Source organism: Runella salmonicolor (assembly GCF_024158025.1).
Lineage (GTDB): Bacteria > Bacteroidota > Bacteroidia > Cytophagales > Spirosomataceae > Runella > Runella salmonicolor.
Map to the genome: position 1 here is coordinate 13,225 of NZ_JAMZEL010000019.1, position 20,841 is coordinate 34,065.

The 20,841-nt window shown below is 43.9% G+C and carries 15 protein-coding genes; 13 read left to right on the forward strand and 2 right to left on the reverse strand.

Features of this window, described 5'->3' with window-relative positions; all coding sequences use genetic code 11:
- Window positions 1-196 precede the first annotated feature (196 nt).
- Entirely contained in the window at window positions 197-1,165 is a 969-nt protein-coding gene (locus NCI00_RS27350; protein ID WP_253532890.1) for a site-specific integrase, read from the forward strand.
- A gap of 85 nt (window positions 1,166-1,250) precedes the next feature.
- Here NCI00_RS27350 and NCI00_RS27355 read toward each other — a convergent pair whose 3' ends face one another.
- Together NCI00_RS27355 and NCI00_RS27360 are read right to left on the reverse strand one after the other, a co-directional pair.
- The gene (locus NCI00_RS27355) at window positions 1,251-2,273 is read right to left on the reverse strand and encodes an LLM class flavin-dependent oxidoreductase (RefSeq protein ID WP_253532891.1); all 1,023 of its coding nucleotides are present in this window, start codon (window positions 2,271-2,273) and stop codon (window positions 1,251-1,253) included.
- Window positions 2,274-2,276: 3 nt separating this feature from the next.
- Window positions 2,277-3,434, reverse strand: coding sequence for an ATP-binding protein (locus tag NCI00_RS27360; RefSeq protein ID WP_253532892.1), 1,158 nt, complete (start codon window positions 3,432-3,434; stop codon window positions 2,277-2,279).
- 258 nt (window positions 3,435-3,692) lie between these two features.
- Between NCI00_RS27360 and NCI00_RS27365 the strand changes: the two genes are divergently transcribed.
- The 12 genes from NCI00_RS27365 to NCI00_RS27420 all read left to right on the forward strand — a co-directional run bounded on the left by NCI00_RS27365 (window position 3,693) and on the right by NCI00_RS27420 (window position 20,838).
- A complete protein-coding gene (locus NCI00_RS27365; protein WP_253532893.1) occupies window positions 3,693-4,940 on the forward strand; it encodes an SGNH/GDSL hydrolase family protein in 1,248 nt (415 codons plus the stop codon).
- A 22-nt stretch (window positions 4,941-4,962) separates the two neighbouring features.
- A complete protein-coding gene (locus tag NCI00_RS27370; RefSeq protein ID WP_253532894.1) occupies window positions 4,963-8,466 on the forward strand; it encodes a PVC-type heme-binding CxxCH protein in 3,504 nt (1,167 codons plus the stop codon).
- A 111-nt stretch (window positions 8,467-8,577) separates the two neighbouring features.
- On the forward strand, window positions 8,578-8,898 hold the full coding sequence (locus NCI00_RS27375) for a hypothetical protein (protein WP_253532895.1): 321 nt from the start codon (window positions 8,578-8,580) through the stop codon (window positions 8,896-8,898).
- Window positions 8,899-8,976: 78 nt separating this feature from the next.
- Window positions 8,977-10,020, forward strand: coding sequence for a tRNA 2-selenouridine(34) synthase MnmH (gene mnmH / locus NCI00_RS27380; RefSeq protein WP_253532898.1), 1,044 nt, complete (start codon window positions 8,977-8,979; stop codon window positions 10,018-10,020).
- Between the two features lie 9 nt (window positions 10,021-10,029).
- Window positions 10,030-11,070 (forward strand): selenide, water dikinase SelD, encoded by a 1,041-nt coding sequence (gene selD, locus NCI00_RS27385; RefSeq protein ID WP_253532900.1) that lies wholly within the window; start codon window positions 10,030-10,032, stop codon window positions 11,068-11,070.
- Window positions 11,071-11,973: 903 nt separating this feature from the next.
- Window positions 11,974-12,714, forward strand: a complete 741-nt coding sequence (locus tag NCI00_RS27390; protein ID WP_253532902.1) for a LytR/AlgR family response regulator transcription factor — start codon at window positions 11,974-11,976, stop codon at window positions 12,712-12,714.
- Between the two features lie 728 nt (window positions 12,715-13,442).
- Complete coding sequence (locus NCI00_RS27395; protein ID WP_253532904.1) at window positions 13,443-15,299, forward strand: glycosyltransferase family protein; 1,857 nt, start codon at window positions 13,443-13,445, stop codon at window positions 15,297-15,299.
- Between the two features lie 71 nt (window positions 15,300-15,370).
- A complete protein-coding gene (locus NCI00_RS27400) occupies window positions 15,371-16,198 on the forward strand; it encodes a type 1 glutamine amidotransferase domain-containing protein (RefSeq protein ID WP_114070642.1) in 828 nt (275 codons plus the stop codon).
- Entirely contained in the window at window positions 16,188-17,894 is a 1,707-nt protein-coding gene (locus NCI00_RS27405; RefSeq protein WP_166560314.1) for a thiamine pyrophosphate-binding protein, read from the forward strand. The genes NCI00_RS27400 and NCI00_RS27405 overlap by 11 nt, the downstream gene beginning before the upstream one ends.
- 38 nt (window positions 17,895-17,932) lie before the next feature.
- Window positions 17,933-19,447: a GMC family oxidoreductase gene (locus tag NCI00_RS27410; protein WP_253532906.1), complete on the forward strand. Its 1,515-nt coding sequence runs from the start codon at window positions 17,933-17,935 to the stop codon at window positions 19,445-19,447.
- Window positions 19,448-19,512: 65 nt separating this feature from the next.
- Window positions 19,513-20,385 (forward strand): ester cyclase, encoded by an 873-nt coding sequence (locus NCI00_RS27415; RefSeq protein ID WP_253532908.1) that lies wholly within the window; start codon window positions 19,513-19,515, stop codon window positions 20,383-20,385.
- Window positions 20,386-20,427: 42 nt separating this feature from the next.
- Entirely contained in the window at window positions 20,428-20,838 is a 411-nt protein-coding gene (locus tag NCI00_RS27420) for an ester cyclase (RefSeq protein ID WP_253532910.1), read from the forward strand.
- Window positions 20,839-20,841 lie beyond the last annotated feature (3 nt).

Here is a 20,841-nt window from a genome sequence, read left to right on the forward strand (position 1 = left end):
ACCTTCTACTGCTTTAAGCCAATATTTTTTTCGTCATTTTTGTCCCATCTTTAAGCTACATTTAAAGGATAAATTAATTGCACTTATTTGTATAAATTTTATCTCTTATTTGTGTGTAAATTAAATAATTACTTACGATAAGGTTTAATTATCACAAGTAATAATTATTTTTGTTTTTCACCCCTTTTTTGAACCTATGTCAAAAAACACTGCCTCTCAAAACGTTCCAGCAACTTCGCCGAATGCCCAACTTCCCAAAGCACTTGCTGGAAAAATCGCCGATTATGTGCGCAAAGGCTTGGAAGGGGCAGCCAATACCCAACGCGCCTATAAATCGGATGTACATTATTTTAAGGAATGGTGTAATGAAAACGGGCAAACAGAATTCCCCGCCACCGCTGCGACTTTGTCGGCATACGTATCGCACTTAGCTGATACGCACAAGTGGGCGAGCATCAATCGTAAATTAGCGGCCATTCGGAAGTTGCACGAGTTGAATAATGTTGACCTGCCCACCCATGACCGGGCTTTCCAGGCGGTGATGGAGGGCATCAAACGAACCAAAGGCATTCGCCAAAAACAGGCTCCTGCTTTTCAGATGAATGAATTAAAGAAAGTTTTACGAACAATGGAGACCGAAACCCACGCTGGAATGCGTGATAAAAGCCTGATTTTATTGGGCTTTGCGGGAGCTTACCGCCGTTCAGAATTGGTGGATTTAAACATCGAAAATGTTGAATTTAACGAAGAAGGAGCAATAATAACCTCGTCAAAAAGTAAAACCAATCAATACGGGGAAGCAGAAGAAAAGGCATTTTTTTACAGCCCCGAAGCAAGTTTATGTCCTATTAGGAATTTAAAAAACTGGATAATGCGGCTAGAGCGCTCCGCAGGCCCGCTTTTTGTAAGAGTACGTAAGGGCGACCGACTAACGACTGACCGACTCAACGACATGACGGTTTATACTACGGTCAAAAAATACTTAGGAGAAAAATATTCGGCGCACTCCTTGCGGGCTTCATTTATCACCATTGCAAAGATCAACGGTGCCGATGATTCTGAAATTATGCGTCAAAGCAAGCATAAAACGAGTTTGATGATTCAGCGATACACCCGAATTGAGGACATCAAAAAACACAATGCCGCCACAAAATTAGGTCTTTAAAGCCGCCTGAGAATCGTTTATTTTCTGAGTCAATGTACTTAGCCCTAATTTAAACAATTCTCAGGCAGTTTTCAGGCCTATAATTCTACTGATTTACCATTGCCGCAACGCGTGTCCCAATCAATTCGATGGATTGCATCAGCTTTAAATGCGATAATCCCGCATTATCCATCTGGAAAGTTAATCGGGAAATACCACCAAGTGCTTCGCTGTGGCGCAGAATTTTTTCGGCTACTTCTTCTGGATTACCAATGAGCAGCGCTCCCTGCGGTCCCCTTTGGGCGTCAAAATGTTCTCTTCTCACGGGTGGCCAACCCCGTTCTTTGCCGATTCGGGTAAAAGTTTCGGCGTAACCTGGATAAAAATCGTCAATGGCTTCTTCGGTTGTATTTGCCACGTATCCGATAGAATGTAAGCCTACTTTTAATTTTTCTGGTGCGTGGCCAGCCCTTCTTCCTGCTTCACGGTACAAATCAATTAAGGGCCGGAAACGGTGCGTTTCGCCCCCAATCACGGCCACCATCAGCGGTAGGCCGAGCACTCCAGCTCGTACAAACGACTGAGGTGTTCCGCCTACCCCTAACCAAATGGGGAACGGATCCTGTTGGGGTCTTGGGTAAATGGGTTGGTTTTTGAGTGCAGGACGGAATTTTCCAGACCACGTAACCGTCTCATTGTCACGGATGTTAAGCAATAATTCTAGCTTTTCTGAGAAAAGCGCATCGTAGTCCTGAAGATTCAGCCCAAATAAAGGAAAGGCTTCAGTAAATGAGCCTCGTCCTACGACCATTTCGGCCCGACCTTGAGAAATCAAATCAAGGGTTGCAAAGTTTTGGAAAACCCGCACAGGGTCAGCGGCGCTGAGCACTGTAACCGCGCTCGTCAGGCGGATTTGTTTGGTACGGGCGGCTGCCGCTGCCAAAATAAGCGCAGGGGCCGAGTCAAGAAACTCCTTGCGGTGGTGTTCTCCAATCCCAAACACATTAAGTCCTGCCTGATCTGCCTGTTCGATTCGGTCCAATAAACGGGCCATTGCCTCAGTACTTGTATTTTCTGCACCCGTCGAGTGGATGGTTACCGCGGCGAAACTGTCAATTCCAATTTCCATTTTTTAGTTTACAATTTTGTTGATTTGTTCAATGCTAAACACCGTCGTGTCACTTCTTTTTTGAAAATCGACGCCACCATATACCAAGTTCAGTTGGGCATCAGGGGCTATTTTTTTGAAATAATGGAGACCTTTAAAAAAATCGTTGTTGATGGTTTTTCCTGATTTTATCTCCACGGCTTTTAGTTGCGTTCCTTCTTGTATTAGTAAATCCACTTCGTTTTGACCATAATCACGCCAAAAATAAAACCGTGGCCGTGCTCCTGCATTGAGTACATCTTTTTGTAACTCATTAATAATCAGGTTTTCAAACAGTGTTCCTTTGGCAAAATGTAGATTTAGGTCATCCGTAGATTTTATCCCTAGTAAATACGCCGCTAATCCTGTATCATAAAAATAGACCTTAGGCGTACCCACCACACGCTTATTAAAATTTTGGTAATAAGGTTGTAAGCGAAAAGCGATGAAAGAAGTTTCCAAGACTGAAAGCCACGAATTCATGGTTTTGTTGTCAAGCCCTAGTTCGATTCCCAAACTATTTTGGTTGAATAGCTGCCCGATTCGGCCCGCTAGGAGCTGAATAAAGCGCTGGAAAAGTCCTAAATCCAAAATGTTTTTTACTTGACGAACGTCCCTTTCAATGTAAGTACGCAGGTAATTCTCGTAAAATGTATCTGCATCAATATCATCGACGCGTTTGCGCGGATACGAGCCCTCTATCAGGTATTGCTCCCAGTTTTGCGACTTATACTCGGTGTTTTTTAGTTCGTTCCACGAAAAAGGTAAAAGATGAAATACCGCGACTCGTCCTGCCAATGATTGGGTAATTTTTTCCATCAACAGAAAATTTTGGGAACCCGTCAAAATGTATTCACCTTTTCGGTTTCTTTCGTCAGTGTACACTTGCAAGTATGAAAACAATTCGGGTACGTATTGTACTTCATCCAAAATGACCCCGCCTTGGTATTGGGTCAAAAACCCCTGCGGGTCTGATTGGGCAAATTGACGAATACTCAAATTTTCCAGACTTACATACTGATAGTCAGGTCGTACCATTTTTGCGAGTGTTGTTTTACCCGACTGTCTTGGCCCCGTAATACTCACAATCGGGTATTTTTCCAACAATGCATTTATCTTAGACGAGAGGTGTCGTTGAATCATTTTTGTACATTTAGGAATTCAATTCCTAAATGTACAAAAAAACTAACTTTCTAAAAAAACGAACAATTTTAAGCCAAGCAAAAATTGCTCCCCGTAAAAATGCCCTCTCGTGGAAAATAGCCCTTTTCGTAGTATAAGTGCGACAATAAAAGCTTTTTATGTATAGTTCGGAAATATACCGAATCGGCTTATTTCATTACCTAAAATACATTCACACGACCTTCTATTGCCGGTATCCATTACCGGGCCGCAAATTGTATGAAAAAGAGAAATGTAAAGGCTTTACTCAGTCCTATTTTAGTCGTAATTTCCATTGCCCTTGGGTCAGTAGTGGCCCAAAATCAGCCTAAAATAGCCCCTTCGACGAGCCAAATTTTTGAACTTAAAGACAATGACAGAGTCGTTTTTCTAGGAAATTCGTTGTTTGAAAATGAATTTCAATATGGATACCTTGAATTGGCCCTCACCACGCGGTGGCCAGGTCATAACATAACATTCAGAAATTTGGGTTGGACGGGTGATAATGTTTGGGGAGAAGCGCGGAGTACATTTACCAATCCTCCGACCCCTTATGAGCACCTCATGCAGCAAATCACCAAAGCACAGCCAACCGTTGTTTTTGTAGCTTATGGTGGTGTAGAGGCGCAAGAAGGCGAAGCAGGCCTGCCGCGTTTTAGGGATGGCCTTTCCAAGTTACTGGATAAAATTGATTCACTCGGCGCAAAGTCTATATTGCTTTCACCGATTCCTGTCAGGTACGATGATGCCACCGCAAATGTTGAAAAAAGAAATGCAAATCTTGCGGTTTATGCTTCTGCCATCGAAAAGTTGGCTGCTGAGCGCGGCAAAATGTTTATTGATATTTACAAACCCATTGAAGAAATGAGCAAAAAAACGACCATTTTGGAAAATGGAGTTCACTTAAATGAGGCGGGGTATTATTACTTGGCCGAAGTACTGGAAAAAAATCTCGGATTGGATCCCCAACCAAAAGCCGTCAGCATTGCAGTGACAAAAGATAATGTTGAGGCGGTGGCAACGGCTAAAATGCTAGACGCTGATGTTAAGAATGGGATGCTGAAATTTACTGCCGAGGAGCGTTTTTTACCCCTTCCGTTTCCAACAAATAACATCTCGATTCCTACCAAAGGCCAGATAATCAGGGTAACAGGGTTGAAAAAGGGGTTTTATACCCTGACTGCCGATAATCAGCAAGTGATTACGGCGTCGGAAAAAAAATGGGCTGAAGGGGTTGAAATTACCCAAGGGCCGTCATTCAATCAAGTCAGTAAATTGAGGGAAATGATTTTGAAAAAAAATGAGCAATTCTTTTTTCAATACCGCCCGCTTAACCGAACGTACATTCTTGGGTTTCGCTCGTACGAGCAGGGGCGCCACGCCAAAGGCCTCGAAGACCAAAGTCTCATCATCAAATGGCTGGAAGGACAAATAGCCCTGCACAGTGCTCCAAAGCCTATTGTGTATCAACTTGCCCCGGTAAAGTAATATAAAAGATTTAAAAGTTATTATGCAAAAGTTCAGCTTTTTCAATTCGTCCAACACCACACTTGTGTTTATTAAACGGTTTATTTTCATTCCTTTATCTCTGCTCATTACGTCTACGGTTCACCAAGACGACCGCAAGGCAAATCCCGAACCAGATGTGGAGCGAGAGCTTCGTTCGTTTAAAGTAGCAGAAGGATTTGAAGTAACCTTGTTTGCCGCTGACCCGCTCGTGGCTAAGCCCATTCAAATGAACTGGGACGCTGACGGACGTTTGTGGGTGGTGAGCAGTACCGCTTATCCTCACCTTAAAACGGGTGAAGAAGCCAATGATAAAATTTTTGTAATCGAGGATACCGACGGCGACGGCAAGGCCGATAAGTCAACCGTTTTTGCCGAAGGGCTAATCACGCCCACCGGAATATTGCCAGGGGATGGAGGCGTCTATGTGGCGAATTCCACCGAAATTCTGCATTTTTCTGATACTGACGGAGATGGAAAAGCCGACAAAAGACGCCGCATCTTAAACGGTTTTGGAACAGCCGATACACACCACCTTATTCATACGTTCCGTTGGGGCCCCGAGGGACGACTTTATTTTAACCAGTCTATTTACATCTACAGCCACGTTGAAACGCCGTTTGGGACCAAGCGCCTCGAAGGCGGTGGTGTGTGGCAGCTCAACCCCAAAAATCTCGACATGGATGTCTATGCCCGTGGGTTGATTAATCCGTGGGGGCTGCAATTTGACCGATGGGGGCAATCTTTCCTGACCGACGGGGCAGGTGGAGAAGGCATCAATTATGCTTTTCCGGGGGCTACTTTCGTAACCGCTCCTGGCGCGGCGCGAATCATCCGGGGCCTGAATCCGGGTCAACCTAAACACAGCGGGTTGGATATTGTTTCGGGTAGGCACTTGCCAGAATCGTGGCAAGGAAGCTTGATTACCAACGACTTTCGTGCCAACCGTATCAATCGGTTCAAACTAGAAGAACAGGGAAGTGGGTATGCTTCGAAGCAGGTTGAAGACCTGATGTGGACGGATAACGTAGCCTTTCGCCCCGTTGATATTTCAGTGGGACCCGACGGAGCTATTTATGTAGCCGATTGGTATAACCCGATTATCCAACACGGAGAAGTGGATTTTCATGACCCGCGACGCGACCAGCAGCACGGTCGTATCTGGCGGATTGTGGCAAAAAATCGTCCGCTGGTAAAAAAAATGCAATTAACCAAAGCTTCCGTGAATGAACTTTTGGAAGCACTCAAACTGCCCGAAGACTGGACCCGGGCGCAGGCCAAGCAGGTATTGAAAGCCCGTGGGGCCACGGAAGTGATTCCAGCCCTGCAAAAATGGGTTCAGAATTTGGATAAAAATGACTCCAATTATGAACATCAGTTGTTGGAAGCACTTTGGGTGTACCAAACCCTCGACACCGTCAACGAACCGCTACTTTTGACTTTATTGAACGCCCAAAATCACAAAGCGCGCGCGGCTGGCCTGCGGGCTCTTGGGCTTTGGTTTACTAAAGTCACAAATCCTGTTGCCCATTTGACAAAGGCTGTAGCCGACCCTCATCCGCAGGTGCGATTGGAAGCCGTGATTGGACTTCGCAATGTAAAAACCGCGGAATCAGCCCGTACGGCGCTCTCGGTATTAGATAATTCTATGGATGAGTTTCTGGATTTTGCCCTTTGGCAAACCGTTCGAGAGTTAGAGCCGTTGTGGGCTGCGCGCCTGAAAACTACCCCAGATTTCTTTGGAGATGCCAAAAAGACGGTTTTTGCCCTGAAATCAACCAGTAGTACCGAAGCGGTTTCGCAACTGGCGCAGTTATACCAAGCCGACCGGGTGCCTGAGGAATACCGCAGCGATGTATTGGCATCAATATCTAAATTTGGTAAGGCGGCAGATTTAGCCATCATTTTTGGCAAAGCTGTTGATGGAAATGCAAATAAAAATAAACAAGTTGCGGCACAATTAACCGCGCTAGAAGAGGCCGCCCGTCGAGGTGCAAAACCATCTGGTGACTTGAATCGCATTACAGGGTTTATTGAAAGTGAAGATGAAGCGGTTGCCACTGCTGCTATTCGTCTGATTGGTTTGTGGCAAATCAAGGAATTGAACGGCAAATTGGTCAATTTGGCCGAAAAAGGGGAAAAGAACAGCCGAAAAGCGGCTCTTGACGCTTTGGTTTCTATGAAAAACGACCAAGCGCGCAATTCCCTGATTGGGCTCACGGGCAGTAAAAACCCAGCTGATTTGCGAGTTGCGGCCGCTTCACGATTGGTTTCGACAGATGCCTCTGGAGCAGCCCGCATCGCATCGGACCTGTTGCGTACGCTGCCAAGTCAAACGGATGTTTCTGAATTATTTAGGTCATTTATTGCTACCAAAGCCGCTACCGTTGCTTTGACCGAAGAATTGAATTCCCAAAAAATACCCGAGCCGATGGCCATCGCAGGTCGTCAGGTTTTGCAACGCTCCGTCCCTTACAACCGACGAAACAGTGAAGATATTAAAGCCTTCGTAAAAGCATTGGAAGCATCGGGGGGCGTATTGCCCGTTGAAAAAATGCCGCAGGAATTAAACGAAAAAGAAATCAGCAGTTTGGCAAAAACCGTCGCTGAAACCGCCGACCCCGCCAAAGGAGAATTGATTTTCCGTAAAGCTGGACTTGCTTGTCTCACCTGCCACGCCATTGGAGGAGCAGGGGGGCGCATCGGGCCAGACCTAAGCAGCTTAGGAACTAGCTCGCCCGCCGAGACCATCATCCGCTCTATTCTGTACCCTAATGCCTCCATCAAAGAAGGTTACGAGCTACAACGCATCGTGAAAAAAGACAAAAGTGAGATGATGGGGTACATTGTCAGTAACGGGACGGCCGAAATCATCATCCGCGACGTAACGGGCTCGGAAGTAGCAGTACCTAAAAGTCAAATCAGTGTCGTTGAAAAAATTTCAGGCTCGCTGATGCCTGCGGGATTGACGGCTGGTTTGGACAAAGAAGAATTCAAAAACCTTATCGGTTTCCTTTCCAAAATGGGCGAATCTGGTAAGTTTAGGGTTCCGACAACCCGCTTTGTTCGTCGTTGGAATAGTGTTTCTAACAGTAAGGAGTTGGTCAAAAAGATTCTTTCGGAAGGCCCTAGCTACGTGGCAAAAGACAATGCCAAGCTTACATATGAGCCGTTTTATAGCAAAGTAGCGGGTGATTTACCCTTGGAAGAACTGCCTGTTGTTGAAATAAATGCAAACAAAAAGTACACGTTTGTGAAGTTTGACATAGAAGTGTTGAGCAAAGGAAACGTCAACTTGGCTTTTAATTCTACCGCAGGTATCACCGCTTGGGTGGGCGGAAAACCGCTCAAACTAACGGAGCGAGGCGTAGCTGCCGACCTAGCAACAGGGATTCATACATTTACATTGGCATTGGAAAGAAGTTTGTATAAAGACAATGCTTTAAATATACAACTAACTGAAAATGAGAATGGAGCGGCACAAACACGATTGGTGATGGGCAGATAGTAAGACCTAAAATAGCTTAATTTAGCGCAGAGGTTCTGCATAAAAATCATCCCTGACTTTTGGAAAGAAGAGTTAGGGATAATTTTTGCTAACTTTGAAAAAAAACAATTGATGCCGAATCAGGAGCGTATTGAGCAGTTGGAAGCTTATAAAATCAAGGAAAGGTTTATTTTAGATCATTGGGAAGACCGCGAAGTGGAGTCTTCTTCGGAGCAAACGATTGAACTAATGCGAAACGAAGTGCTGCGTTTTGCCGACTTTTTAATCCACCAACTCAGGGCAGAAGCGCCTAACCTTCAAGAGCGCGTGCAGACTTATTTTACAGAATGGGATAATGAAAATTTTAGCCAAGATGAAACGGAGTTTATCGTAGAAGTGGAATACGAAGCCATGAGAATTGCAGGTATCAAAATTGACGATCTCTTGATTTAATCCCAAAGAAGTTCCTACCGAAATCATGTTCTTGCAACGACTTCCATTATTAATTTTACGGCCAAAGGCTGTCTAAAAATGATTAAAAATATCACCATTGATGAATTTCTTCCCCTAAAAAACGCCATCCCTTTGGTCGACGTTCGAACCCCCGCCGAATTTGAGCAGGGGCACATTCCTGATGCGTATAACTTACCGTTGTTTAGCAATGAAGAACGGGTTGTAGTGGGTACAACTTACAAACAAATAGGACGGGAAGAGGCGATTTTGCTGGGTTTTGATTTGACTGGACCGAAGTGGTCGGGTTTTATCAAACGGGCGTTGGAAATTGCTCCCGAAAAAAAAATCGGTGTACATTGCTGGCGGGGAGGTATGCGAAGCGGGGCAATGGCCTGGGCACTAAATCTATATGGATTTGAAGTTTACCTTCTTGAAGGGGGCTATAAAAGCTTCAGAAGGTGGGTATTGAATCAATTTGGAAAAACCTACCAGCTCTGGATGATGGGAGGCATGACCGGGTCAGGAAAAACCAAACTCCTTCATGCCCTTGAAGACGAAGGTGAGCAGGTGATAGACTTGGAAGATTTGGCGCAGCATCAAGGTTCTTCCTACGGGACGATGAACAAAATGGTGCAGCCCACGCAGGAACAGTTTGAAAATAATTTTGCCGACCAATTGCGTATGCTTAATCCGCAACGCAGAATTTGGGTGGAAGATGAAAGCCTGACCATTGGTAAAATTTTTATTCCTAACCCTTTTTGGCATCAGATGAAAGAGGCCGTTTTGATAAATATTCAGGTAGGACTCGAACAACGTATCAATGCTTTGGTGCAGGAATACGGAGAATTAGACAAAGATTTTTTGGTCGAATGTACCGAAAGAATCCACAAGCGACTCGGACCACTCCAAACCAAACAGGCCGTAATGGCCATTCGTGAAAACCGTATGGCGGATTTTGTTCGGTTAGTGCTAGTATATTATGATAAAACCTACACTACGGGTTTGGCTAAACGTCAACCTGAAAAACTATTTACTTTTGATATTACTGATAATGACATGGCAGTCAATGCCAGCAAAATTTTAACTTTTACCCAAACCCTGCCCCTCCTGGAGCAGGTATAGCTTACGTCAATGGATAATTCAACAATAAAACTTACGCAGTACTCCCACGGTGCAGGCTGCGGTTGTAAAATCAGCCCCGCCATTCTTGATAAAATTCTTCACAGTCCGATTGCGGTTCAAACAGACCCTCACTTGCTGGTAGGAAATGACAAACGCGACGACGCGGCGGTGTTGGATTTAGGCAACGGAACGGCTTTGATTTCTACGACCGATTTTTTTATGCCCATCGTGGACGATGCCTATGATTTTGGGCGCATCGCCTCGGCCAATGCCATCAGCGACGTGTACGCAATGGGCGGAAAACCCGTCTTGGCCATTGCAATTTTAGGCTGGCCGATTGATAAACTTCCGCCTGAAGTTGCCCAAAAAGTATTAGAAGGCTCCCGAGCGGTTTGCACCGAAGCTGGCATTACGTTGGCTGGAGGTCACAGCATTGACTGTCCTGAGCCCGTTTTTGGACTTGCTGTAAATGGAATGGTGAGCATTCCTCAGCTTAAACAAAATTCTACCGCACTGGAGGGTTGTCGATTGTATTTGACCAAAGCGTTGGGGGTAGGAATATTATCAACCGCACAGAAAAGAGGCGTTTTGCTGCCAGAAGATGCGGCTATTGCCTTGAAAAGTATGGTTACCCTCAATAAACTAGGCGAAGTTTTTGCCAAAATGGAAGGCGTAAAAGCAATGACCGACGTAACTGGTTTTGGATTATTGGGGCACCTTTCGGAAATGTGTGAGGGCAGCGGCCTATCGGCTGAAATTGAATTTGATAAAGTCCCCGTTATCTCATCAATCCCGTATTACCTTGCCCTCAATTGTTTTCCGGGCGGCACACAGCGTAACTTGAAGAGTTATGGCCATAAAGTAGGACCGCTAACCGATGAACAAAAATACATTTTGGCCGACCCCCAAACGAGCGGCGGTCTGTTGGTTGCCGTTTCAGAAGAAACAACGGAAGAATTTGAGCAATTAATAAGTGAGCTAGGCCACGATTTTCAATCATTCGGGTGGCTTAAAGCGCAGAATGATGGTCCATTGATAACGGTTCTGTAACTAATATTTAAGTCAAGTTGTGGATGATTTTTTTTTCGTCCACAAACTTTGGCAAAATATAATGAGGATTACTTTACTATAAATGCTGGAGTATTTTGGAGTTTAATATAAAATATAATTATATCGAAATAAAACCGTTATAAAACTAGAGATATTATTAAATATGATTTTTTTAAATCTAGAAAAAAGACATAATTACTTACAGTTACTCGAATTACGAAAACAACAAAAACCTTAACACCCAATTATATAAATTATGGAGTACTGCCATAAAATTAGTATAAATCTAAGTTAGCGGTACGGGTATTAGAGGCAAAACGATTGAACACTCCCAATATTTTTTTATTCAATCTTAGAATCATAAATTACTAAACGATTACTTCTGTCCTAAAATTGATAATAATAACCAAACATATACAATCAATTATTTTGCATGTATGAACCAATAAAACAAACGTATATACATTATAGTTATATTTCAAGTACCGTTAGATAAATTTCTCACTAAATAAGGGTAAATAGTAACCAAAAGTACCAGCAGGGAGAATTACAGCTACTGTACAAATACGAAATATGTACCAAATAGAACAATTCCACTTTCCTACCATTGGCTCACCACTGAATAAAATATGATTTTTCCCAGAATCCAACCCTGAATACCAGACACTTAGTAAAAAAAAATAGCCTACTTTCGAAAATATGTCTTACAATTTTTAGATAAATACAAATGGTACTTGCAAATAGGAACATTTTTCATTTATTTTTGTATGAGTTTTTTTATGCTAATGATTGAGAACATTTAGTTGAAATATCTAAATTTCGGGCTACTGTGGTTAATGCACAAGGCTTCATTTACCTAAAGTATTGACCGAATAGATGGAATTGGTATGAAAAACCTCACACATGAAAAAAACACACATACTTCTTGCAGAAGGTGAGCCCATTGCAGGAGCTGATCTTAAAGACCAACTACAGGAAATGGGTTACATTGTAACTGGCCCGTTTTCACAGGGAGAAAATGCGGTGAACTCATTAAATAACGGTTATCCAGATTTGGTTATCTTAGATATTCAACTGGCAGGGAAATGGGATGGAATCGAAACTGCCAAACGAATACTAACAAAACAGAAGCTACCCATCATATTTTTATCGAGCAACTCCGATGCGGATACCTTCGCTAAAGCGAAAAATACGGCACCAGTAGCCTTTATGTCTAAGCCATTCCGCATCCGTGATTTAAAATATACGATTGAATTAGCCCTTGAAAACTCAGAAAAAGAACCAAAAGATACAAAACCTATTAAGTCTTCCGAATGTACTCCATGCCTCAGCGACCGACTGTTTATAAAGACAAAAGACCGAATGGAGCGCGTTTTCTTTGATGATATATTATGGGTTGAGGCCGAAGATTATTATTGTAAAATTATATCGAAAGAAAACGATATTCTGCTTACCCAGAACTTGGGCAAATTAAGTGAAGCCCTTGAAAACCGCCCCGAATTTATACGAGTACATCGGTCTTTCATTGTAAATCTCAAACATGTTGAGCAAATACGCGAACTTCATCTTCATATTGGAACTAAACAGATTCCTCTAAGTAAATCATCGAAAGAAGAGTTAATGAGCCGACTTAGAAAGATATAAGTAATTTTTCTACTTATATTAACTCAAAATGGACTTTTTGACTCCTAGAGCTATTTTTGAACCGTTAAATGGTATTTTTCTTTTAACTCTCATTACATTATCAAGCCCAAAATGAAGAATACTAATGATTTTTAAGAGACTTGACAAGTTTATATCTAAATACGATAGCTTACTGGGCAAAATGAGTCATTCACTGAAAAAACAAACACTTTCACTGAAAAAACAAGGTTATTTACCTCTCAATAAAAAACAAGCATAGCCCTAAAAAAGGCATATAAAGTCAATTTTATCCTAAAAAGACACCTATATATTAAAGGCATATAAAGTTTTTGCTTTCCCTGTAAATTTTAGCGATAAAAAACCGAATCCCTGATGAAGATTGGCATCTTCCCTGCGAATAACATACAATTCAATGGAAAATGAGCGTTCTTCACTGAAAATATTTGGTATTCTTTAGGGTATCAATGATTTTTGATATATCAATGTTAGCATAAAGACTCAAAACAAAGTATTCTCAAACGTTTTAATCCTTCGGCAAGCACCGCTGAAAAACTCTAAATCAATTGTGCTTGGTCCTGTAACACTCTTGTGGCAAGCAAATTCGTCAATCTATTTTTTTAGGTCATGACTTTTTTTGTTTTGCCTCTGATTTCAAATGTGCTCATTCAATGTGCATTTGTGGAGATGTGCATTATTATTGATTGTAACCCCTAAACCCGGTAACACTTTTGACCTCATTAATTACAAATTCGAAAAAGAAACTACTGTTTGAAGTTTCTTGGGAAATATGTAACCAAATTGGGGGAATTCATACTGTAATTCGTTCAAAAATTCCATCAATGATGGATAAATGGGGAGATGGCTACATAATGATGGGCCCCTATTTTGCCCAAAAGGCGGTAGAATTTGAACCGATTGATTATCCGAATGATTCCCCTGTTGGCAAAACAGTAGAAAAGTTACGAGGTATGGGCCTAACCATACATTGTGGCTATTGGTTGCTGGTTACAGGTAAACCAAGGGTAATTTTATTTGATTTAAACTGTATTTGGTCCAAACTCAGTCACCTCAAAACCGAGTTTCAGGAACAATACAGAGTACAGGACTTTGGGACAGACCCACTTGTAAATCAAGTACTTGCGTTCGGTGAATTGATTCGACTTTTTATTGTTGAATTCATGTCGGTCAATCCCATTTCCAATGAAGTTGTTGTCCATTTCCACGAGTGGATGACGGGGAGTGGTTTGCCAAAATTGTTCGCAAAAAAAGTAAACATCGCTACTGTATTTACCACCCATGCAACCATTTTAGGGCGGTATTTAGCCCAAAATGAACCAGATTTTTACACAAAACTCGAAAAATTTGACTGGCGACAAGAGTCTCGCCGATATGGTATTGAGGCGCAGGTGATTATTGAGAGGATGGCCGCCCAAAGTGCGGGTACTTTTACCACTATCAGTGAAATTACCTCACAGGAATGCATTCATTTTTTGGGCAGAGTACCTGATTTGATTACGCCCAATGGCATCAAATTGGAAAAGTTCCCCCTCTTTAAATTAGAAAATCTGCATTTGCAATACCGAAAGCACATTCATAAGTTTATAATGGGTCATTTTTTCCCGAGTTATTCATTTGACCTTAATAAGACCATCTATTTTTTTACGTCGGGTCGATTTGAATATAAAAACAAAGGATTTGATATTACCCTCGAAGCACTTTCGCTGCTTAACACTAAAATGAAGCAGGCGCGTATGGACACCACAGTGGTGATGTTTATCATTACCAATCAAAAAGTTAGGTCGGTCAATGCTTCGGTCATCAATTCACACTCTGTACTCAACGAATTAGAAGAAACCTGTAAATCCATTCAAAAAGAAGTAGGCAGTAAGCTCTTCAAAAGTTTTGTAACGGGCGACCAGGTTCAATTGCCTAATCTCAATTCTTTTGTAAGTGAATACCTCCAACACCGGAGGGTAAGAACGATTCTGAGTTGGCGCTCAGAAAATCAACCTGCCTTTTTGACCCACGATTTGGCACAGGACGATGAAATCACAGATTATTGTCGACAGACTAATCTCCTTAATAATCAGAAGGATAAGGTAAAGGTAGTTTATCACCCCGAATTTATCACTTCTTCAAATCCACTATTTGGACTTGAATATGGGCAATTCGTGTGTGGATGCCACCTAGGGATTTTCCCAAGTTTTTATGAGCCTTGGGGCTATACTCCCCAAGAATGTGTGGTGGCGGGGGTGCCAACGGTGACCAGTAATTTATCAGGTTTTGGACATTATGTTACCCAAAATATGAAAAATCATGACGACCGGGGTATCTATGTTGTCAACCGAAAATCTCAAACGTATACTGAATCCGTTGAGCAGTTGACAGATATCATGTTTCGGTTTGTCAAAAAGACCCGACGCAGCAATGAATCAGAGCGCAACCGAATGGAAAATGTGCTTGAAAAATTTAGTTGGAACAACATGCGCACCCATTACGACACCGCGCATGAAATAGCCCTAAAACGAAAAAAAAACATCCCTCATCCGCCTGCTTTGCCCGTCGAAGCGAGCGATATGTATTGAGGTAAACAAGCAAAATCAAAGTGTAAAGTATAATATTCAATTTATCGTTCATCATAGATTTTTTCTCTTTTATGTCTAAGAAAATTTTGGCTATCCTGTCTGAGTACGGGTACTGGGGCGTTGAGTTAGTCGGGCCCCTCGAAAAATTGGAAGCCGCCGGTTATACCGTCGAGTTCATGACCCCGAAGGGTAAAAAGGCCCAGGCCTTACCCCCAAGTTATGATACTACTTACGTAGATCCACCGCTGGGCACCTGCGTCACTACACCCGAAGCCGCCGAAAAAGTGAAAGCTTTTGAGGCTACAAATCGCTTGGAGCAACGTCGCAACCTTTCGGAGGAAGTTCCTGAAAGACCTTATTTCTCAACGCCAAACTTTTTGAGAGCATTTGAGCAGTATTTTGCTGACTTAAAAGTGGCCCAAGAAAAACTAACGGAAGAGTATGCAGGTCTTTTATTGGTCGGCGGTAGCGGTCCAATCATCGACATGGTAAACAACCAGCGCGTCCATGACCTCATTTTAGGCTTTTACAAAAAAAATCAACCCATCGGCGCGATTTGCTACGGGGTTGCTCCGTTGGTTTTTGCCCGTGATTTCAACGAGCGTATTTCCATTATCAAAGGCAAACACGTGACTGGTCACTGCATTGAGTATGATTATCACGACGGTACAGGATTCCTCAACACCGACCTCAACATGGGGCCTCCACCGTATTGCCTTGAATACATTCTGGCCGATGCCGTTGGCCCTGAAGGTCAATTCCACGGAAATTTTGGCAAAGAAACTTCCGTCATTGTGGATTATCCATTCATTACTGCTCGCTCTCTTCAATGTTCATTCGAGTTTGGCGACCAATTTGTAAATGTGCTTGATAAAGGAGTAAAACGGTATGGCTGGTAAAACAGGTAATCAAAAAATCGTCGAGCAGTTTTTGGCCGACGGGATGGACTTTATGTTTGGTAATCCGGGAACGGTTGAACAGGGTTTCCTGGACGCCGTTGCCGAATACCCCGACATGAAGTATATCCTTACATTACAAGAAAGTATTGCCGTAATGATGGCGGATGGGTATGCTCGGCATACCCAACGCCCTACGTTGGTGCAGCTGCACAGCTCTCCCGGAATTGGGAATGCGGTGGGTGCGGTTTACCAAGCCAAAAGAGGCCACGCACCACTGGTGGTGATTGGGTCGGATGCTGGTACGCAATACATGAACATGGATGCGCAAATGGCCAATGACTTAGTGGCAATGATGGCGCCCGTCACGAAGTTTTCGACGATGGTGATGGATTCGAAATCATTGTTGCGAACCCTCAGAAAAGCCGTAAAAATTGCCTCTACCCCACCAATGGGGCCCGTGTACGTTTGTTTGCCTATGAACGTCCTCGACGAAGTAAATGAAGAGGAAGTATTCCCGACCTGTATTCCATCTACGCGGGTACTTCCTGACCCTGAGCTGATTACCCAAACGGCAAATATGCTTTTGGCTTCCGAAAAACCCATGATTTTCATCGGGGACGGAGTGGCCTACTCTAATGCCATCCCAGAATTAACTCAGGTGGCGGAGCTCATCGGTGCCGAAGTATACGGTGTAGATTTTGGCGATGTTATTTTTGACACAACCCACCCGCTTTACCAAGGCACTACGGGGCACATGTTTGGGTCATACAGTCTGCCCATTACATCCAAAGGGGATATAAACCTTATCGTTGGCACTTATATGTTGCCAGAGGTATTTCCCGAAACGGGTGAGATTTATGCCCCTGGGGCCAAGGTGGTGCATTTCGACCTCAACAGTTACGAAATCGCCAAGAATCACCGGGTTGATGTAGGCGTTGTCAGCGACCCCAAACTGTCGCTAAAAGCCCTGGCTGATGCGCTGAAATCAGCCATGACACCCGAATTTAAGGCAGCGGCGGCGGCCCGGGTTCACCAGATTGGGGATGAAAAAGCAAAAAAACATTCTGCCGAACTGGCCAAAGACCAAGACGAACCCGCCCGAGAAACCTTACGGATGGCGCAGTTTGCCGAAGTACTGTCTCGAAAATTGCCCTCAGATGCCATTATTTTCGACGAAGCCTTGACCAATTCACCAGCTATTACGCGGTACATTCCACCGCGCCAAGCGGGGCATTACTTTGTTACCCGGGGCGGTTCACTCGGGGTTGGTTTTCCAGGTGCCATTGGGGTAAAACTGGCAAATCCTGACAAAGTCGTGATTGGATTTTCGGGAGATGGGGGCAGTATGTACACGATACAAGCGCTTTGGTCGGCCATAAGACACAAGTCTGGAGCTAAGTTTATCGTCTGCAACAACGGTTCGTATAAGTTGCTTCAACTCAACATTGACGTTTATTGGAAAGAACGCAACATTGATAAGCACGATTACCCGCTGCCCTTTGATTTATCTTACCCTGCCATCCGTTTCGACCTTTTGGCCCAATCCATGGGAGTCAAAGCGGTGCGGGTAGAAAAAGAATCAGAAATCCTGCCAGCCATTGAAAAAATGCTGGCCGACGACGAACCATTCCTGATTGACTTGGTGCTTGAAGGAGATTATAAACCCGACTTGATTAAAATCAATTGTTCTCATTAATATCAGTTGACGTTATTTAAAACTTTCCTAAACCTTTAATGAAATCTCACTGTCACTACATTATTATCGGAGCAGGTGCTTCGGGAAGCGTCATTGCAAACCGACTCAGTGCCGATCCTTCCGTGCAGGTTGTACTGCTCGAAGCCGGAGAATGGGATCAAACCGCCAATGTTGTTGACCCAGGCGGCTTTGTAAAATTGTGGGGTTCTCAACTTGATTGGTCGCTCCCCACCACTCCACAACCTGCAATGGCTGGCCGCGAGCTGACCATCAATCAGGGAAAAGTGGTAGGGGGTAGTACCTCTATCAATGCCATGATGTATGTTAGGGGCAACCCCGCTAACTTCGATCAATGGCAAGCACTAGGGGCCGACGGGTGGAGCTACAAGGATGTGTTGCCTTATTTCAAAAAATTGGAAGATTACCAAGGTGGAGATCCCAATTTTAGAGGTACAGGCGGCGAAATCTCCGTGCGTGACTGTCCAGACGAAGTAATGCGCTCGGAGGAATTCTTTCAGGGTGCCGTCGAACTCGGTTATGATGGCCCTTATTGGGACTATAACGGTGAGCGACAAGAAAATGGAGCTGCGTTGCTTCAGTTTCACATCACTCCAGAAGGCCACCGCGCCAGCAGCGCCACCGCTTTTTTGCAGCCTATTCTTGACCGTCCAAATTTTACACTCATTACGGGCGCCGAAGTAACGCGTATATTGATTAAGGATAAGCGGGCAATCGGCGTTGAATACCAACTGAACGGCAAGATTGAGCAACTCCTAGTGGAGAAAGAAGTAATTGTCAGTGCAGGAGCGCTAAGTTCTCCTAAAATCCTCTTGCTGTCGGGCATTGGTGAGGCTGAACATTTACAAAGCGTTGGTATTCCAGTACAGCATGAGCTGCCTGGCGTGGGTAAAAACTTGCAGGATCACGTGCAACTGCCCGTTATTTTCCGTACCAACGACGGTCCAATGACCACTTTGTTGACGGGAAATGCGTTGTTTGTTAGGACCAATGAAAATTCAGTTGGGCCAGATTTGCAGCTCAATTTTACTCCCAGTATTCCCGCACCTTTAGCTCCTGTTTTACCAGATTTTGGCGGCAATGTCTGCATTTTTCTCCCGATTCTGGTGCAACCCAAAAGCGTAGGCGACGTCAAACTTCGTTCAGACGACCCGCACGACAAGCCGCTCATTAATCCAAATTATCTGGAGCATCCCGACGACATGGAGGTATTGCGAAAAGCCATTCAACTGGTTCGCAATTTGAGCAATACCAAAGCATTTGCGCCCATTAATGGGGGTGAGTTAGCGCCTGGTCCTGGTGATCCTGATGGGTTCATTCGTACGCAAAGCTCAACGCTTTGGCACCCCGCAGGTACTTGCAAAATCGGCACTGACGACTTAGCTGTGGTAGACTCCCGCTTGCGTGTTCACGGAATATCTGGTTTGCGCGTGGCCGATGCCTCCGTAATGCCAAACGTGACGAGTGGCAATACCGTAGCGGTCTGCTTTATGATAGGCGAAAAAGCCGCTGATATGATTTTGGCAGACGCATAAAAGAATAATTACAAATCTTGATTTGAAGTAACTAAACCAGCTTATAAATTTTAATTTCTACAAAAATGTCACAAGGCAACCCAAACAAAGCCATCGCGCGTCGGTACTTTCATGAAATCATGAACCAGGCGAATAAGGATTCAGCCTATGAAATTCTGTCAGAAGACTTCGTTTTTACGTTACCCACTCACCCCGAGCCCTTCCACGGGCCAGATGGTTTTTTGGGTCTGGTAAATATGTTACACAGTGCATTCCCCGATTTTTACATTGACCCCCAAGACATGGTGGCCAGTGGAGATTGGGTAGCTACCCGCTGGGTAGGTGGTGGTACGCACGTTGGTGGGCCGCTGTTGACCGTAAAAGGCAATTTGGAAGCTACCGGAAATTACTTCCAGATTGATGGAATGACGTGGCACACCATCAAAGACGGCAAAATTACCGAGTCAATCGGCCACGAAGATACCCTCGGATTGATGATGCAACTCGGTGTAATTCCTGCCCCTGAGATTGTGGAAGAAACCACGCCTGAGCAAAACGAGGCCTTGGCCATGCGTTATTTCCAAGACATCATGAGCGAAGGTAAACTGGAAGTGGTTGAAGAAATTCTGGCCCCCAATTTCGCCTTCATTATTCCTACCCAACCAGAGCCAATTACGGGATATGAGGCCTTCAAAGGCTTCGTGATGTACCTCCGTAATGCATTCCCCGACATTCAGTTTACGGCTTTGCGCCACATGAGCGAAGGCAACAAAGTAGCCAGCCGTTGGCAAATTACGGGAACTCACTTGGGAGAGTTCTTGGGAGCACCCGCTACAGGAAACAAAATCAAAGACTTTGGTATCGACATTTTCACCATTCGCCACGGCAAGATTGTTTCTGTTCACGTCAACGAAAATGATTTCGGTCTCATGCAGCAATTAGGCGTAATTCCTGCCTAAATAAACTCTGTTTTTTTTACCGAAAACGTTAAACCTATTCTCATGTCAATTGAAGCCAACAAAGCAGTGGTTACCCGGTACTGGATTGACCTTTGGAACAAAAAGGATGAAAAGGTAATCGACGAGATTACGCATCCAGACGTAAAATTACACTTTCCGCCCGGTCAGGCACACCAGCCTCCATCTTTTCAAGTATGGTTAAAAACGGCACTTATTGCTTTTCCAAATGTTCATTTTACCATCCATGATTTGGTAGCTGAAGGTGATAAGGTGGTTTGCAGGTGGTCCTATACTGCCACAAATACAGGTGTATTTTTGGGAAACCCTGCCACCAATCGCGATGTGACAGATCAAGGACTCAATATGTTTCGCATCGAAAATGGCAAAATTGCCGAAATGTGGATGTCGGGCGATAGCCTCGGTTTATTACAGCAATTGGGTGTGATTAAATAAACA

Coding starts and splice junctions, on each gene's coding strand:
- NCI00_RS27350 (WP_253532890.1), top strand. CDS start 197: ATGTCAAAAAACACTGCCTCTCAAAACGTTCCAGCAACTTCGCCGAAT.
- NCI00_RS27355 (WP_253532891.1), bottom strand. CDS start 2,273: ATGGAAATTGGAATTGACAGTTTCGCCGCGGTAACCATCCACTCGACG.
- NCI00_RS27360 (WP_253532892.1), bottom strand. CDS start 3,434: ATGATTCAACGACACCTCTCGTCTAAGATAAATGCATTGTTGGAAAAA.
- NCI00_RS27365 (WP_253532893.1), top strand. CDS start 3,693: ATGAAAAAGAGAAATGTAAAGGCTTTACTCAGTCCTATTTTAGTCGTA.
- NCI00_RS27370 (WP_253532894.1), top strand. CDS start 4,963: ATGCAAAAGTTCAGCTTTTTCAATTCGTCCAACACCACACTTGTGTTT.
- NCI00_RS27375 (WP_253532895.1), top strand. CDS start 8,578: ATGCCGAATCAGGAGCGTATTGAGCAGTTGGAAGCTTATAAAATCAAG.
- mnmH (WP_253532898.1), top strand. CDS start 8,977: ATGATTAAAAATATCACCATTGATGAATTTCTTCCCCTAAAAAACGCC.
- selD (WP_253532900.1), top strand. CDS start 10,030: ATGGATAATTCAACAATAAAACTTACGCAGTACTCCCACGGTGCAGGC.
- NCI00_RS27390 (WP_253532902.1), top strand. CDS start 11,974: ATGAAAAAAACACACATACTTCTTGCAGAAGGTGAGCCCATTGCAGGA.
- NCI00_RS27400 (WP_114070642.1), top strand. CDS start 15,371: ATGTCTAAGAAAATTTTGGCTATCCTGTCTGAGTACGGGTACTGGGGC.
- NCI00_RS27405 (WP_166560314.1), top strand. CDS start 16,188: ATGGCTGGTAAAACAGGTAATCAAAAAATCGTCGAGCAGTTTTTGGCC.
- NCI00_RS27410 (WP_253532906.1), top strand. CDS start 17,933: ATGAAATCTCACTGTCACTACATTATTATCGGAGCAGGTGCTTCGGGA.
- NCI00_RS27415 (WP_253532908.1), top strand. CDS start 19,513: ATGTCACAAGGCAACCCAAACAAAGCCATCGCGCGTCGGTACTTTCAT.
- NCI00_RS27420 (WP_253532910.1), top strand. CDS start 20,428: ATGTCAATTGAAGCCAACAAAGCAGTGGTTACCCGGTACTGGATTGAC.